The 15,979-nt window shown below is 40.2% G+C and carries 18 protein-coding genes and 1 pseudogene; 13 read left to right on the forward strand and 6 right to left on the reverse strand.

From position 1 onward, the window contains the following. Positions 1–21 precede the first annotated feature (21 nt). From MMP72_RS04755 to MMP72_RS04810, 12 genes and pseudogenes are all read left to right on the forward strand, one after another. Positions 22–1,443, forward strand: a complete 1,422-nt coding sequence (locus tag MMP72_RS04755; RefSeq protein WP_241315033.1) for an FAD-dependent oxidoreductase — start codon at positions 22–24, stop codon at positions 1,441–1,443. A 75-nt stretch (positions 1,444–1,518) separates the two neighbouring features. Then, a complete protein-coding gene (locus MMP72_RS04760; protein WP_241315035.1) occupies positions 1,519–1,731 on the forward strand; it encodes an addiction module protein in 213 nt (70 codons plus the stop codon). Then, positions 1,728–2,006, forward strand: a complete 279-nt coding sequence (locus MMP72_RS04765; RefSeq protein WP_241315038.1) for a type II toxin-antitoxin system RelE/ParE family toxin — start codon at positions 1,728–1,730, stop codon at positions 2,004–2,006. Before MMP72_RS04760 ends, MMP72_RS04765 begins: the two co-directional genes overlap by 4 nt. Positions 2,007–2,156: 150 nt before the next feature. After that, positions 2,157–3,047: a metal-dependent hydrolase gene (locus tag MMP72_RS04770; protein WP_241315040.1), complete on the forward strand. Its 891-nt coding sequence runs from the start codon at positions 2,157–2,159 to the stop codon at positions 3,045–3,047. A gap of 311 nt (positions 3,048–3,358) precedes the next feature. After that, a complete protein-coding gene (locus MMP72_RS04775) occupies positions 3,359–3,949 on the forward strand; it encodes a LemA family protein (protein ID WP_005193857.1) in 591 nt (196 codons plus the stop codon). Positions 3,950–3,973: 24 nt separating this feature from the next. Then, positions 3,974–5,035 carry a TPM domain-containing protein gene (locus MMP72_RS04780; RefSeq protein WP_241315042.1) on the forward strand — a complete coding sequence of 354 codons (1,062 nt, stop codon included), beginning with the start codon at positions 3,974–3,976 and terminating at the stop codon, positions 5,033–5,035. After that, positions 5,029–5,589: a TPM domain-containing protein gene (locus MMP72_RS04785; protein ID WP_241315044.1), complete on the forward strand. Its 561-nt coding sequence runs from the start codon at positions 5,029–5,031 to the stop codon at positions 5,587–5,589. Before MMP72_RS04780 ends, MMP72_RS04785 begins: the two co-directional genes overlap by 7 nt. Before the next feature lie 454 nt (positions 5,590–6,043). Beyond that, a complete protein-coding gene (locus tag MMP72_RS04790) occupies positions 6,044–6,562 on the forward strand; it encodes a pilin (RefSeq protein WP_241315157.1) in 519 nt (172 codons plus the stop codon). Positions 6,563–6,640: 78 nt separating this feature from the next. Next, a complete protein-coding gene (tfpZ, locus tag MMP72_RS04795) occupies positions 6,641–7,375 on the forward strand; it encodes a TfpX/TfpZ family type IV pilin accessory protein (protein WP_241315046.1) in 735 nt (244 codons plus the stop codon). A gap of 145 nt (positions 7,376–7,520) precedes the next feature. Then, positions 7,521–7,964: a pilin gene (locus MMP72_RS04800; RefSeq protein WP_241315048.1), complete on the forward strand. Its 444-nt coding sequence runs from the start codon at positions 7,521–7,523 to the stop codon at positions 7,962–7,964. Beyond that, positions 7,960–8,116: pseudogene (locus tag MMP72_RS04805) on the forward strand (type IV pilin accessory protein); the annotation flags it as partial. The gene MMP72_RS04800 and the pseudogene MMP72_RS04805, both read left to right, overlap by 5 nt. 161 nt (positions 8,117–8,277) lie before the next feature. After that, entirely contained in the window at positions 8,278–9,915 is a 1,638-nt protein-coding gene (locus MMP72_RS04810) for an O-antigen ligase family protein (RefSeq protein WP_241315050.1), read from the forward strand. Between the two features lie 44 nt (positions 9,916–9,959). Here MMP72_RS04810 and bfr read toward each other — a convergent pair whose 3' ends face one another. The 6 genes from bfr to gmk form a co-directional block, all read right to left on the reverse strand. Then, positions 9,960–10,424: a bacterioferritin gene (gene bfr, locus MMP72_RS04815; RefSeq protein WP_241315052.1), complete on the reverse strand. Its 465-nt coding sequence runs from the start codon at positions 10,422–10,424 to the stop codon at positions 9,960–9,962. A 293-nt stretch (positions 10,425–10,717) separates the two neighbouring features. After that, a complete protein-coding gene (locus MMP72_RS04820; protein WP_241315054.1) occupies positions 10,718–10,912 on the reverse strand; it encodes a bacterioferritin-associated ferredoxin in 195 nt (64 codons plus the stop codon). 180 nt (positions 10,913–11,092) lie between these two features. Next, positions 11,093–11,473 carry a RidA family protein gene (locus MMP72_RS04825; RefSeq protein ID WP_121928920.1) on the reverse strand — a complete coding sequence of 127 codons (381 nt, stop codon included), beginning with the start codon at positions 11,471–11,473 and terminating at the stop codon, positions 11,093–11,095. Between the two features lie 103 nt (positions 11,474–11,576). Further along, positions 11,577–13,685 (reverse strand): HD domain-containing protein, encoded by a 2,109-nt coding sequence (locus MMP72_RS04830; RefSeq protein ID WP_241315056.1) that lies wholly within the window; start codon positions 13,683–13,685, stop codon positions 11,577–11,579. Positions 13,686–13,919: 234 nt separating this feature from the next. After that, positions 13,920–14,198, reverse strand: a complete 279-nt coding sequence (rpoZ, locus tag MMP72_RS04835) for a DNA-directed RNA polymerase subunit omega (RefSeq protein ID WP_241315058.1) — start codon at positions 14,196–14,198, stop codon at positions 13,920–13,922. Between the two features lie 70 nt (positions 14,199–14,268). Beyond that, entirely contained in the window at positions 14,269–14,892 is a 624-nt protein-coding gene (gene gmk, locus MMP72_RS04840) for a guanylate kinase (RefSeq protein WP_241315060.1), read from the reverse strand. 103 nt (positions 14,893–14,995) lie between these two features. Between gmk and ispH the strand changes: the two genes are divergently transcribed. Beyond that, positions 14,996–15,946 carry a 4-hydroxy-3-methylbut-2-enyl diphosphate reductase gene (gene ispH / locus MMP72_RS04845; protein ID WP_241315062.1) on the forward strand — a complete coding sequence of 317 codons (951 nt, stop codon included), beginning with the start codon at positions 14,996–14,998 and terminating at the stop codon, positions 15,944–15,946. Positions 15,947–15,979 lie beyond the last annotated feature (33 nt).

Below are 15,979 nucleotides of genomic sequence, written 5' to 3' on the forward strand. Positions count from 1 at the left end.
CGCCTACCCACGGAGAGAGACATGGCAGAACGCCTCAATAATGACTTTCAATTTTTGGATGTAGCACGTCAAGATCCAGAGAAAAAAGATATTACTGTCCGCAAAGCAGAGTTTGTGGAAATTTATAAACCTTTTACTGCGGATGTGGCGGCAAATCAATCACATCGTTGTTTAGGTTGTGGTAACCCTTATTGCGAATGGAAATGTCCAGTACATAACTACATTCCAAACTGGTTGAAGCTGATTGCCGAAGGTCAAATTTTCCAAGCGGCTGAACTTTGCCATCAAACCAATACTTTGCCAGAAGTTTGTGGTCGTGTATGCCCACAAGACCGTTTGTGTGAAGGTGCATGTACCCTGAATGATGGTTTTGGTGCAGTCACGATTGGAAATGCTGAAAAATATATCAATGATACGGCGTTCGCTTTAGGCTGGCGTCCAGATATGTCTGGGGTAAAGCCGACAGGCAAAAAAGTTGCGATTATTGGTGCAGGCCCAGCAGGCCTAGGTTGTGCCGATATTCTTGCACGCGGTGGTGTTAAACCTGTGGTATTTGATAAACGCCCTGAGATTGGTGGTCTTCTTACATTCGGTATTCCAGAGTTTAAAATGGAAAAAGATGTCATGAAGCGTCGCCGTGAAATCTTTACGGGGATGGGCATCGAATTCCGTTTAAATACTGAGATTGGTACAGACGTTAGCATTGAACAGTTGTTAGCTGAATATGATGCCGTATTCATGGGCATGGGAACTTATACCTATATGAAAGGTGGTTTCCCCGGTGAAGATCTCGATGGCGTTTATGATGCATTAGATTTCTTGATTGCCAACGTCAATCGTTGTCAAGGTTGGGAAAAAGATCCAAGTGAATACATCAACCTAGACGGTAAAAAAGTGATCGTGCTCGGTGGTGGTGATACCGCGATGGATTGTAACCGTACCTCGCTACGTCAAGGTGCGCATGATGTGACCTGTGCTTACCGTCGTGATCAAAGCAACATGCCGGGTTCTGCTCGTGAAGTAAAGAATGCCTATGAAGAAGGGGTGAAATTCCTATTCAATCGTCAGCCGATTGAAATCGTGGGTGAAAATGGTCAAGTGACTGGCGTTAAATTCGTAACCACTCAACTGGGTGAGCCTGATAGTCGTGGTCGTCGTAGTCCTGAACCAATTCCAGGGTCTGAAGAAGTATTGCCAGCAGATGCAGTATTACTTGCTTTCGGTTTCCGTCCAAGTCCAGCGGATTGGTTCTCTACTGCAAATGTGAATTTAGATGGTTCGGGTCGTGTGGTTGCAGTGGAACAACAAGAGTTTAAATTCCAAACTTCCAACCCGAAGATTTTCGCGGGTGGCGATATGGTACGTGGTTCTGATCTTGTTGTGACCGCAATCTGGGAAGGTCGCGAAGCTGCTGAAGGTATCTTGGATTATCTTGGTGTGTAATTCACAATCCTAAGCTATCGCTTTAAATAAAAATGCTGTAGATTGTCTTTAATTCGAAATTTTTTGGATGAGAAGATGACTACAGCATTTCCTATTGATCAGCTCACAAAAATTGAAAAATTACAATTAATTGAGCGATTGTGGCAAGATTTATCGACTGAGTCGGATTTGCTTTCTCCGCAATGGCATGCGGATGTTTTGCAAAAAACAGAAGCACTGGTTGCAACGAAGCAAAATCAATTTGTTGACTGGCAAGATGCTAAAAAACGATTGCAGAAGAAAACATGAAAATTCGTATTCTCGATTTAGCGATTCAGGACTTAGAAAGAGGTCGAGATTTTTATGAAAAACAACAACAGGACTTGGGTGAATATTTTTTAGATTCCATGTTTGCCGATATTGAATCATTACAGCTCTATATGGGCATTCATTCACAGTATTTGGCTTACTATCGGTTACTTGCAAAAAGATTTCCTTATGCGATTTATTATAAGGTTCTAGGAACTGAAATACAGATTTGGCGAATTTTGGATTGTAGAGCGCAGCCAACCACAGAACTATAATTGAATAATAAGTTCGTATTGTTTCCAACTTCATGCCACACTTTATCTTTTTGGTCATTTTTGCCAGTTCAATAAGCTTTTTTGCCCTGTCCTTGAGGTTATATCCAGCGTAATACTGAATATCAGTATGGAAATGATGCAGGCAATCAAATGGCTCTTGCAAAGACCAACACAGAAAAAAACTATTTAAATCGTCCAAAAGCATTAGGGATTACTGTACGACGCTTGCAGTTTAATCCTCAAAAAATTAAACGACATTATTTTGCCAACTCACCTGTGATGTCGCATCTCTTGACGGCACTTTCGTCAACTTTTCCGATTGGCGAGCAATTTTTTGTCAATAGTGTCCGCAATGTCAGAGACAAAGTTCAAGATCCACAATTACAAGCAAAGATCGCGGCATTCATTGGACAGGAAGCCATGCATTCCAAAGCGCATAGTGAGTTTAATGATGCATGGCGACGTGATGATTATAACCTCGATCGTTTTCAAGCTTGGATCGCTAAACAGGATGAGTCCTTAAGAAAAGTCCATCCAAAACTTCAACTTGCTTTGACCTGTGCTTTTGAACATTTCACTGCGATGCTAGGGGGCTATGTTCTCAAGCATCCTGAGCTTTTAAGCACCTTGGATGAGGATGCGATGAAGTTATGGGTGTGGCATGCAATTGAGGAAATCGAGCATCGTTCAGTGGCATTTGATGTTTATGAAGAGGTGTATGGGGATGATCGAATTCGACGTTTGCTGATGCGTAGCGTGACTACGGGTTTTGCGAGTTTGGTTTTTTATGGAACAACCCGTTTGCTTTGGCAAGATAAATGGAAAAGCTTACCGAAAGTGGGTGGTAATTTATTTGGGATTTATCTAGTCAGTAAAATGTTGATTCAATTGATACCAGAGTATTTATCTTATTATCAAGCTGATTTCCATCCAGCCAAGCATGACTATACGAAATTGGTTAATTACTGGAAAGCACGGATGGCGGATGAATATGGCATGCTTAGTTTTCAGGAAGAAACTGCTTCTAAGCTTTATAGTTAACAGGTACAGACCCTAAATAATAAGAATAAAATCTTAGACATGCAGACTTTAATACTTTGCTTAGCACGGCATTATATCTTAACCTTGATGTAATGCCATTTTTTATTAGATCTCTTTATCATTATTGACACCCTCTTTGTATCTCTCCTAGAGGGAGAATGAGGAACCATTGAAGTTCCGCAAGGGGATTGATGAAAGGAGTCTATTTAAAGAGAAATAAAACAACTTTAATAAACTTTACACAGTCTGCAAAAAATCACATTACAATGAATTATCGCAAAAATATAAAGAAAAACTTGAGGATAAACTTTATGAAAGCTATGAAACAAACCGCTCTCGCAACCGTATTGGCAAGCAGTTTATTGTTTACAGGTTGTGGTTATAATACCTTGCAAGTCAAAGATGAAGCGGTGATTGCATCTTGGTCAGAAGTGCAAAACCAATATCAACGTCGTGCTGACCTCGTGCCGAATTTAGTCAATGTGGTGAAAGGCTATGCCAAACATGAAGAACAAGTTTTGGTTGAAGTAACTCAAGCACGTTCCAATGTGGCAGGTCTAAAAGTAGATAAAGAGGTTTTAGAAGACCCAGCCTTATTTGAAAAATATCAACAAGCCCAGAGTCAATTGACAAGTGCATTGTCTCGTTTAATTGCGGTTTCAGAAAACTATCCAGATCTCAAAGCCAATGAAAATTTTCGGGATTTACAAGCACAGCTCGAAGGTACGGAAAACCGTATTGCTGTAGCACGTAACCGTTATATTACAACGGTACAAGATTACAATGCTTATGCGCGTCAATTCCCACAGGTGATGACGGCCAAAGTGATTGGGATGAAAACCAAAGAAAATTTCAAGGCAGAAGCGTCTGCTGAGCAAGCGCCAACCGTTTCTTTTAACTAAATTGGCATTGTCGGGAGTCACTGTATGATGGAAACGTCAAAGCAAGCATGGACGCAGCGGATTTACGCTGCTTTCATCCTTCTTTTTACAGCACTTTGTTTTCAACATACAGTGTGGGCAGAGCAAGTAACAGCAACAGACCAAAGTGATGTGCTGATTGCAGGTAAAATCATCCAAGAACAACAAAAAAATCAATCCACTGCACCGGTCAGTAGCAATAATACTGCTCCAGACCTACCCAAGGTTGCAGATGATATGGCTGAGGGGGAGTCCATACGCGGTTTACCCACTTTAAATCAGCCGATTATTGATCAAGCCAATATATTGAGTGCTGCTGAAACTCAGCAATTGAACCAAAAAATTCTCAGTCTCTATCAGCAGGGTAAGGCACAAATTGGTGTGATTATCGTGCCAACAACAGGTCAGGAAGCCATTTTTGACTTTGCTTTAAGGACGGGTGAGAAATGGCAACTCGGTTCAGCGAAACGTGATAATGGTTTGCTCATCGCCATTGCGATTAATGATCGTAACATTCAAATTCTGACGGGCTATGGTTTGGAAGGGGTTTTACCTGATGTGGTGCTGAGTCGGATTATTCGCAATCAGATCACACCTGCATTTAAACAAGGTCAGTATGCACAAGGCATCTCAGCGGGTTTGGATGAGATCACACGGATCGTCAATTTAGACCCTGAAGTTGCACAACAAGCGGCACAGGATTTGAAAGCGCGCCATGAGCAAGCATTGCAACAGCAACAAGCCAAAGACAATAGTCTTTCAATGGCTTTGTTTATCTTGATTGCAGGCGTTGTGGGTTCATTGATTGTGGGTAAACGTTTAAGTGCATCTACTGCGGGTGTTGCCGCAGCCGTGGCTGGCTTGGTCAATGGGGCTGGCATCTTGATGAGCTTATTGTTAGGTATCGGTGTGTTCTTTTTATTAATTACCTCACTGGCGCAACTGATTTTCCAAGCCTTCTTATCAGGTGGTGGACGTGGCGGCGGCGGAGGTTTCGGCGGAAGCGGTGGTGGATATCGTGGTGGTGGCGGTAGTTTTGGCGGTGGAGGAGCATCAGGCTCATGGTAACGAAAACAGATACAACACAGATTATTACCCAGCCCAAACTGGATGAACGAGTCCAACCTAGCCTTAAACGCTGGTTCAAGCATTTTTTGTATATTTCTGCCACGCATCGCTATTTTACTCAGCAAAATCGTTTAGAGATTGCACAGACTGTACAGCAGGCTGAGCATGGACATGTTGGTGAGATACAAGTGGTGATCGAGGGACATATCCCGTGCTCACAAGCCTATCATCAGGATACGCGGTTACGTGCACAGCAGCTCTTTGCGGAGTTAGGTGTTTGGGATACTGAGTTAAATAGTGGCGTATTGCTCTATTTAAATCTATGTGAGCGCAAAGTCGAGATTGTGATTGATCGAGGTTTAAAGAATGCAACAGATGCTGAAACATGGCAGCAGATTTGTCAGTTGATTATAGAAAAACTAAAACAGCAGCAATATCAACAGGGTGTTTTGGCTGGTATTCAGGAAATCGGTCAGGTGTTGGCGATCTATTATGATCAACCTATTTCTGATCAAAATAATGAATTGAGCAATGAGCCGATTATTTTGAATTAATAGGGTTGGTTTCACTGCAAACATTTGACCTTTCGTTGATAAATGAGACTTTGAGAAATTCAATATTTGGCCACTTGCTTAGATTTAATTGTGTCGTTTAATTTAGGGGTATATCGCCTAGTGATAAACGGATGTTATTTGGCGATGAGTGGTAGAGACAGTTACAATTTTTTTTATGTGACCTATTTCGCTCAATATTAAAACAATTAGAAAGCAGTCAAAATTGGTTCTTATATTCAAGGCTGATAATGAGAGGGAGATGACATTATTTGTCATTTTTTTTCATAATGTGTCTAATTTGCATTAATTCTGATCGTTGCTAATAATATTTAAGTCTCTGTTTTTTTAAGTTAAAATTGGCTAAGCTAGGAGCTGGCATGAAACATGCTGAATACAAAGTAGCTGAAAAAAAGCTTATAAAAAATTTATACATTGGAGAAATGTTATGAACACAATGCAAAAGGGTTTTACTCTTATTGAATTAATGATCGTTGTCGCGATTATCGGTATCTTGGCTGCGATAGCGATTCCTGCGTATCAAGACTATACCGTGCGTGCACAAGTATCTGAAGGCCTTTCATTATCATCTGGATTAAAAACAGCTGTTGGGGATTTTTATTCAACAACAGGACGTTGGGCAGTTGATAATGCTGAGGCTATTTGTGGTCAAACCCCTGCACCAGCAAACTGTACAGTTGGTGCGGCAGCCGCTGATAATAATGGTAACTATGTAAGTCAAATTGCTGTTGAAGCTGGTAATATCATTGTTACTTACAGTGCAACAGCACCACAAAAAGCAAGTGCAGCAATTGACACTCAAATTTTGACATTAAGCCCTGGTGTTGATAATGCTGGTAATATTACTTGGGTTTGTGGTACAGCGACAGCTCCAGCTTCTTTAACTATGGCTACAGCACCAACAACTCCTACTGATATTGAGTCTCGTTATTTGCCTGCTAGTTGCAAAATCTAATTAATATTTAAAATAAAAAAGACTGGTTATCCAGTCTTTTTTATTTTCTAAAATCAAGTTTTGAATTGGGGATATTATATGTCAAAGCGACTTAGTTTTTTCTTATGCCATCTATTTACTTCATTCCTAATCGCTTTAGTTGTGGTAGGGGTAGTTTTTTTTATATGGTACCCTTTCCCATTGGCTACGGCTGTTGGTGTAACTCATATCTTTTTAATATTGCTTACGATTGATGTAATTGTCGGCCCTGTTTTAGGTTGGTTGGTTTATAAAGAAGGTAAAAAGACTTTAAAAATGGATTTAACTGTGATTATATTGATTCAGTTATCTGCGCTGGTCTACGGTGTGTATACAATCCAGCAAGGGCGTCCTGTATGGTTAATTTTTAATGTTGATCAGTTCGAAGTTGTTCGAAGTAATGAGGTTTATAATAAAAATATTAAACAAGCAGAAGTCAGATTTCAAAAAGTATCTATACTAAGCCCACAATTTGCAGCCATTAAATTATCAGAAAATTTAGAACAAAAACAAAAAGACATGTTTGATGAGGTTTTGAATGGAATTTTACTCTCTCATCGTCCTGAACGTTATGTTGAGCTATCAGTGGTTAGGTCGAAAACACAACAAGAAGCACGAGGTTTAGAGTTATTAAGCCAATATAATGCTTCACAGCTTGTACAAAAAACTCTTAGCAAATATCCACAGGCGACAGCCTTTATTCCTCTAAAAACTGATGTAGTAGATATGACTGTTCTTATTAATAAAGAAACAGGTGAAGTAATCAAAATTGTAGATTTAAGACCTTGGAAATAAGATTCAATGAATGACAAAAAATGTTATTTCTATACAATATATGCTTTTTTGTTTTGAGATTTTTTTTATCTAATTGAAAATAAATGAATAATTTTTTGGTATGAAAAATGCTATCTCATAAGTAGACTGATATAGAGGTGTTCTTATGAGGCATCAAAAAGGATTTACACTCATTGAGATAAGTGTTGTAGTAGCAATAGTAGGGATTTTAGCTGTAACAGCTGTTCCTGCTTATCAAGAGTATATTGCGCGTTCTCAAGTAACAGAAGTGTTTAGTGTAGCTTCATTTTATAAAGTGGAGATGGCGAATATTTATATGGAGAAAGGAAGTTGTCCTACGTTGAGTGATTTTTCTCTAGATAATGTGGGGACAATCCGAACTCGTTATTTGGAATCTGTTGTAATAAGTACTTACGCTGGAGCTGATTGTGCTTTTACAATAAGTTTCAATAATATAAGAATTTCGCCGTTTTTAGAAAATAAGCAGATACAAATTGCTATGACCTCAAAAGTTGGAGGGATGGAATGGAATTGTATTTCAACTAATATTCAACAAAGGTTTTTGCCCAAGGTGTGTCAAGGCATTTAATGATCAGCAGTCCGTGCAGAAAATCTTAGTTCAATAACCCACAAGCCAATGCTTTCGTGCCACTTAAAGCCACAGCGGTAGATATGACGGTCTTAATCAATAAACAAACAGGTGACGTGATCAAAATCGTAGATTTAAGACCGTGGAAATAAGTTACTGAAAAGGGTGCAGACATTGAATCCACAAACCAAACAATGTGGATGAACCAATGATTATCCCCCTTGATTAAAAAATGTAGTTTTTGACACCAAATTGAGATCAATAAAATGGCTTCGTTATATACTACCGCGAAGCCTTATTTTTATTTAACCTTATGCAAGCTCTCTGTTTTCTTCTCGCCAGTGCTCTACTTGGCTTTGCATGGCTCTCGCCATTCCATACTTACCCATGGGTGACTTTTTCGAGCGATCTCGCTGGTTTTGCTGCGGGGATTGCACTTTTTACCTTAGCCTTGAGTCAAAATATAAAAGTACCTAAAGCCCAGTTATGGATGCTGCCTATCATTGTGATTCCAATGCTGCAATGGAGCTTTGGTTTGATTGGAGACTTAAGCGTCGCGTTGCTGAGTTCATTCTATCTATTTACATTTTGGTTAATGATCCTGCTTGGTTTTAATCTGTCGCTACAGCAGCCAAACCGACGTGAGCAGTTGATGCAAGGATTTAGCTATCTGGTACTTGCAACGGCTGTGATCACTAGCCTAATGGCAATCACGCAATGGTTAGAACTAGAATCCAGCTTGAGTGTTGTCAATCAACTTAAAGGCAGCCGTCCTTTTGCTAATTTTGGGCAACCCAACAATATGGCAACGTTTTTGATTGTTGGATTGTTTGGGGGGCTTTATCTGTATGAAAAACAAAAAGCAGCCTTATGGTTGCTGATTCCATCCAGTCTATTGATTCTATTTGCGATCAGTCTAGGCCAATCTAGAACATCATGGATGGTACTCATTTTTGTTTTCATTTATTGGATTTATAAGCAATATCGAAATAGCCCACAACTCAATTTCCCTAAACTTGTTTTTTGGTGTGCAGCCTTTGTATTGATCTCAGGTTACCTTTTACCACTGTTGACGCAATGGATCGCAGCTGAGCAGCTTACAGATGTAACCAAAACGGCTTCTATTGTCGATCGAGCGAGTCGAGGGCATGAACGTCTAGGGATGTGGATGCAGATGCTGCATGCCATTGCCGAACAACCGTGGTGGGGCTATGGCTGGAATCAAACCAGTGTGGCAGTGGTGGAGAGCATTCAGTTCAATACGGTGCAAGTTTGGTTTAATAGCTCGCATAACATTTTATTGGACTTGCTGGTTTGGAATGGGATTCCACTGGGTCTCTTGATTATTGGCTATATCACACTGTGGTTGTTTTGGTTAAATCAATGCAGTAAAGACACTGTTTCAATTGTTGCCATGTTGATGGTCGTTGCAATTCTGATTCATGCCATGCTTGAGTTTCCACAGCGTTATGCTTATTTCTTATTGCCAATGGGTTTTTTATTGGGCTTGATTCAGGCGCAAACACCGAATTTAAAAGGAATTGAAATATATAAAAATATCTCGCGTTGTGTTTGGGTACTGAGTCTTATTGTACTTCTGCTTATTTGGCGGGACTATAAGCTTTATCAAGACAATAGCCGTTTAGTTTTTGCGAAAAAGCCGCCTACTGCGCGTATTCTCGGGAGTTCAGAGATCTTATTGTTAACCCAGTTTGAGTGGCGTCTCAACTGGATTGCACTCTCACCGAATACAGTGATGTCTGAGCATGAATTAATGATAATCGGCAAAATAGTGAAGAATAAAGCGACGCCTTTTAATCTAAAAAAATATGCACAGTTGCTGGCATATAATGGTAAAGAAGCTGAGGCACAGCAATATATTGAGATTTGGAATCGGCTCTATAAAAAGCAATTTACTTTAGAGCAGGTGATTGGTCAGCCTAAAACGTAATAGCGATAAAAAACCTTTCAAATTTTGAAAGGTTTTTTTTGTTTCTAAATTTGGCTTTGAATGTAATTTTCGATGCCAACCTTTTCAACCAAATCAAGTTGAGTGTCGAGCCAATCTAGATATTCTTCTTCTTTCTCTAAAATCTCTTGGACTAAATCACGCGTTACATAGTCTTGTTCGACTTCTGCAATCTCGACGGTTTGTTGAATCGTCGCAATATTCTCTTTCACCTTACGAATATCACAATTCAGCACTTCTTCAGTATGCTGACCAATATATAATTTGCCGAGATGCTGTAAGTTTGGCAAGCCTTCTAAGAATAAAACACGCTCAATGATTTTATCCGCATGTTTCATTTGACGAATAGATTCTTTGTATTCAGCTGATCCGAGTTGTTCGATGCCCCAGTCATTAAACATACGAGAATGTAAAAAATATTGGTTAATTGCAGTTAAATGATGATAAAGCACCTGATTCAGCTGATTGATCACTTCACGATTGCCTTTCATTGCGCTTGCTCCATAAAACACCAAGTTGATGCCCTAGTCACTAAGGCAATTTATATGATTTTAATCAACAAAGAGGGCTATGGCGAGTAATTTATGGAACGGCAAATGAAAATCACAATCATGAGGAGTTCGACGTTCAGCAAGGTGCTTGTAGCAGCGTAAGGTAATTGCAATCTTGCAAGACATTATTTTTATAAAAAAACCGCTTAGATGAAGAGGGGTTAAGGTTCGACAAGAAGCGGTGGAGTCGTAAACACGAAAGAAATTTGCTTTATAAAAATCTAAAAAATAAATCAGGCTGCAACAGAGATACGTGCAGCAATTTCAGAGAGTTCTTCACTGATAATGGCACGTGCTTCAGGAACACAACGTCCACAGCAGGTTCCTAAGCCAAGTTGTTCGCGGATTTCACGATAGCTCTCTGTACCGTTGGCAACGGCATCTTTGATATCTTGATCGGTGATTCCACGACATAAACAGACATACATGGCAGACTATTCACAAATATAAATGCGATAATTGATATTATTGATAATTGTTATCGTTTGTCAATGAATTTCATTCGAATAGTGGATGGATTCTTATTGAGAATTTGAATAAAAAAACACCACTTTATCGGTGGTGTCTATGATTTTTATTTATATGCTTGAAAAATATAAATTAATTTCTTAGGGAATAATCACAATGCCATCCATTTCCACCAATGCATTTTTAGGCAGGCTTGCTACGCCAAGTGCTGCACGTGCTGGGTATGGCTGAGCGAAATATTCCCCCATAATCTGATTGACCAACTGAAAGTGAGAGAGATCAGTGAGGAAAATGTTGAGTTTGGCGATGTCTGCTAAGCTCCCACCAGCAGCGGTACATACTGCTTTTAGGTTGTCAAAAACTCGACGAATCTGAGCCTCAATGCCATCCACGAGTTCCATACTGTATGGGTCTAAGCCAATTTGACCTGAAAGATAGAGCGTATTGCCAACAAGAATTGCTTGAGAATAGGTTCCGATCGCAGCAGGGGCGTGTTCAGTATGAATAACTTGACGTGACATTAAACTCTCCTATGTCATTATTTTCTATCTTAAGCAAAGCGACTTTAACACAAAAGCAGAGCTGCGAAACGACTGAGTACTGCTGAGTCGTTTTCAGATCGTATTAAACTACTTTAGCCACTTCTGGCTGGACGATGGGTATATTCAAGCGTTCAATGCGCGGGAAATTCAGATGCATACGCAAGTCACGAATGATTTGTGCAAGTTGTTTTCGATTATTCACCACGATATTGACATAGGTTTTTTGATCTTGTGAGTGAACCATTTCGACCCCTGTCTTTGCCTTACGACATTGATAGATTAGATCTGAAATTTGTTCATCGTTCATCGCCATGTGTATACACAAATAAGCACTAAAACGAACATCATCGATTTCTTCTGATTGCCAATATAAAGGCATGATATTTTCAGGATGTAAATGTTGTTCATGCAGTAGATTGCGACAGCGTGAACGATGCACGATTAGACCCCGACGTGACAAATGTCCTTGGATCGGATCGCCTAATACTGGATTGCAACAGTGTGCATATTTGACATCAACGCCTTCAGTACCGAGAATTAAACGATCGGACCCTTCATGAATATGGGTGTGATGGTCTTGAGCGAATAAATGATTTGCCACCAGTTGTGGGAGCAGATCGCCGACTGCAATTTGTTCAAAGAGAGTATCTTTGCTGCTTAAATGCCGCCATTCTAAAACATTGATCCAATCGTTCTGAGAAAGATCATTGATTGAGCGATGGAATAATTTTAAGGCTCGATTCAGTGCTTGTTGACCGACTAAGCGTTGTTCATCAATATCTTGATCTCTGAGCATATTTTGCAAAGCACGACGCGCTTTTTGCGTGTTAATGAAGCTCAGCCAATCTGGATTTGGTGTGGCCAGCACATCGGTAATGATCTCAACCACCTGACCGCTATAGAGTGGGGTGGATAAGGGGCGAATCTCACCATCGACTTTGGCACCGACTGCATGGTTGCCCAAAAACAAGCTTGCTGAATAAGCAAAATCAACCACCGTTGCGCCTTGTGGCAGCTCATGTAACTGTCCATGGGGGGTATACACCCAGATTTTCTCTTGATGTAAATAATCAAGTAAATCGCTGAATGTAGTTTTGGCGCAATCACTATCAATTAACGTATTCAGGTTTTGCATAGACGCTTGAATCGCTGATCGACAAGCCTGAGGGGCGTTTTCCCCCAGCACCACACCAAAACGTGCGGCTTTGCGCATCAATTCAGTTTGAATGGTGAGAGACAGTGTGGTTTTTTCACCTTTTAATTTGATCATTAATGACTGATTACCACCCGGTAAAGGGCGGCGAATATGGTCTCGATATTGTAAGACTTGAAAATTGTCTTTCAAAGCGGTGACCAGACGATCACAATCAGCAATGCTTTGTAAAACGATTTCAAAAGCGTGGCTATGGCTCAGTTCATTTAAATCAATTTCATTTTTTACAAAATGGCGCAGCAACTCAATATTGTTATTTTTCTTTTTAATGCGACCTTTTATTTTATGGTCTTCTAATAAATCGGATAATTTTTGTTCCCAAATGGTTTGGTATTCACAGCGTTTAGGTTTGGTTTCTAATAGTGCGGTTTGTATATCATTGAACATATCGAGATCAAGATTTTGATAACACAGATGTTCTAGGTTATCTGCCATCTCGTTCATGCCAACGAGACGTGCCATCGGTACAAAGATATCAAAAGTCTCTTGCGCGATACGAGCACGTTTGTCAGGACGCAGCGCCCCTAACGTAGTCATATTATGATAGCGGTCAGCCAATTTAATAATAATGACACGTGGGTCTTGTAAGGTGGCTTGCAGAATTTTTCGGAAAGAAGCGGCTTTGTTATATTCTTTATCACTGGAGTGGCTCAGTTTGGTCACGCCATCAACGAGTTCGGCGACAACCAGTCCAAATTTTTCTCCAATTTCATCTTTGCTAAATTCAGTATCTTCAATCACATCATGTAGTAACGCGGCCATAAGCGTATCTGCATCGAGACGCATATGTGCCAAGATACAACTTACAGCAATAGGGTGTAAGACATACGGTTCGCCACTTTTACGCGTAATACCGCTATGTGCTAAATCGGCAAAATCACAGGCAGCAAGCACACGCAGGACGTCACTATCTTTGAGATAGGCATCAATAATGACTTTTAACTGTTGCTTGGCTTGGCTGACCTCTTCGCCTGGCATAGAAAAACACCTTTTATAACATGAATTCAATAATGATAGCGTCTATGGATATTTGCTGTAGCTTCTAATGAAAAGCATATTGCTAAACTTGTCAATTTGTTCAGGAGAAAAACTCGAAAATTTTTCCAATGACAGATATTGCTTTTATCAATATAGAACAGGATCTATTGACATTTCAACAAACAAAAAAGCCCAGTGTCTTCACAATGGGCTTCTATGCAAAGTAAATTCGACTTAGAAAGAAAAACCTTCTAAGTTTAATGAATTTGTAGACAATACCATATCAAGATTTGATGTTTGGTAGTCTTGATCGCGTTGTTTCAAAATGTCTTTTGTTACATGACCAATCGCAATTTCGCGTAAAGCAACCACGGTTGGTTTGTCATTATCCCATTCTACAGTGGGTTCCATCCCTTGACGTGCGAGTTGACGTGCACGTTTACTCGCTACCAGTACCAACTCAAAACGGTTATCTACGTGGTCTAAACAATCTTCAACGGTTACACGTGCCATAAGTTGTCTCGTTTGAACAATACATCTGAAATGACTAAGTAGTATAAAAGGCTTTTAGTCAAGACTCAAGTTATTCGCGATGGAGCGTAATTAAATTCTCAATCAATTGCTGATGACGATTGCTTTGTTGCAATGTTTCTAAACGGTTGGCACCGATAATCGCTTCTAGATCATGGACCGCTTTATTGAAATCATCATTGATAATCACGTAGTCAAAGCTGGCAAAATGACGCATATCCTCGACGGCACAACTCAGACGATGCTCAATCACTTCAACTGAATCTGTGCCGCGATTGGATAGACGTTGTCTTAAATCATACTGTGTTGGAGGAAGGATAAAGATTTGTTTTGATTCTGGAAAAAGCCGACGAACTTGTTCGGCACCTTGCCAGTCAATTTCTAATAATACATCGTGACCTTGTTGTAGCTGCTCTTTTACTTTGGCTTGTGAGGTCCCGTAATAGTTTCCAAATACCTCAGCGTATTCAATAAAACCGCCTTGTTCGACTTGGGCTAAAAATGTTTCTTTATTGGTAAAATGATAGTGAACGCCATCTAATTCGCCAGGACGTTGGTCGCGCGTCGTGTGAGAGACTGAAACATGAAGGTTGCTGACTCGATCGAGAAGGGCTTTCACTAAAGATGTTTTGCCCGTTCCTGAGGCAGCAGAAACGACAAACAATAGACCCGACATGATACTTTCCTGATATGATAAAATATCTTGGCTATTGTAGTGTAGCGTGCCGCTAAACGAAATAGTTTGGTATAAATATTCGGACGATGAGAGAGAGGGTGTTATGGAAATCGTGTTGGCCAATCCACGAGGTTTTTGTGCTGGTGTTGACCGTGCTATAGCAATCGTCAATCGAGCATTAGAATGTTTTAATCCGCCCATTTATGTACGTCACGAAGTGGTACACAATAAGTTCGTGGTTGATGATTTACGTCAGCGTGGTGCCGTCTTTGTTGATGAGCTTGATCAGGTGCCTGATGATTCCATTGTGATTTTTAGTGCGCATGGCGTATCAAAAGCGGTACAGCAAGAAGCGGAACAGCGTGGTTTAAAGGTATTTGATGCGACCTGTCCTTTGGTGACCAAAGTACATATTGAAGTGACCAAATATGCGCGTGAAGGCACAGAGGCGATCCTCATCGGACATGAAGGACATCCAGAAGTTGAAGGCACGATGGGACAGTACGACAAGTCCAAAGGTGGTGCGATATATTTGGTTGAAGATGAACAGGATGTTGATGATTTGGTGGTGAAACACTCAGATAAAGTTGCTTTTGTCACGCAAACGACATTGTCTATTGATGATACGGCAAAAGTAATTGATGCGTTGAGACGTAAGTTTCCTGAGATTCAAGGACCACGTAAGGATGATATTTGTTATGCCACTCAAAACCGTCAAGATGCGGTTCGTGATTTAGCTGAACAATGTGATGTGGTCTTGGTGGTTGGTTCTCCAAACTCTTCTAATTCAAATCGCTTACGTGAATTAGCCGAACGTATGGGTAAAGCGGCTTATTTGGTCGACAATGCAGATCAGTTGGAAAAAGACTGGTTTAAAGCAGAGAATAAAATTGGCGTTACAGCAGGCGCATCAGCACCAGAAATTTTAATTAAGCAAGTGATTCAACGTTTACAAGATTGGGGGGCAACGCCGCCAAAAGAGTTACAAGGTACAGAAGAAAACATTACCTTTAGTCTGCCAAAAGAGCTGCGCATACAGGTGATACAAGCCTAATTTTATTAGAAAAATGTGAACTAGAAACGGATG

Source organism: Acinetobacter sp. NIPH 2699, from assembly GCF_022549355.1.
Lineage (GTDB): Bacteria > Pseudomonadota > Gammaproteobacteria > Pseudomonadales > Moraxellaceae > Acinetobacter.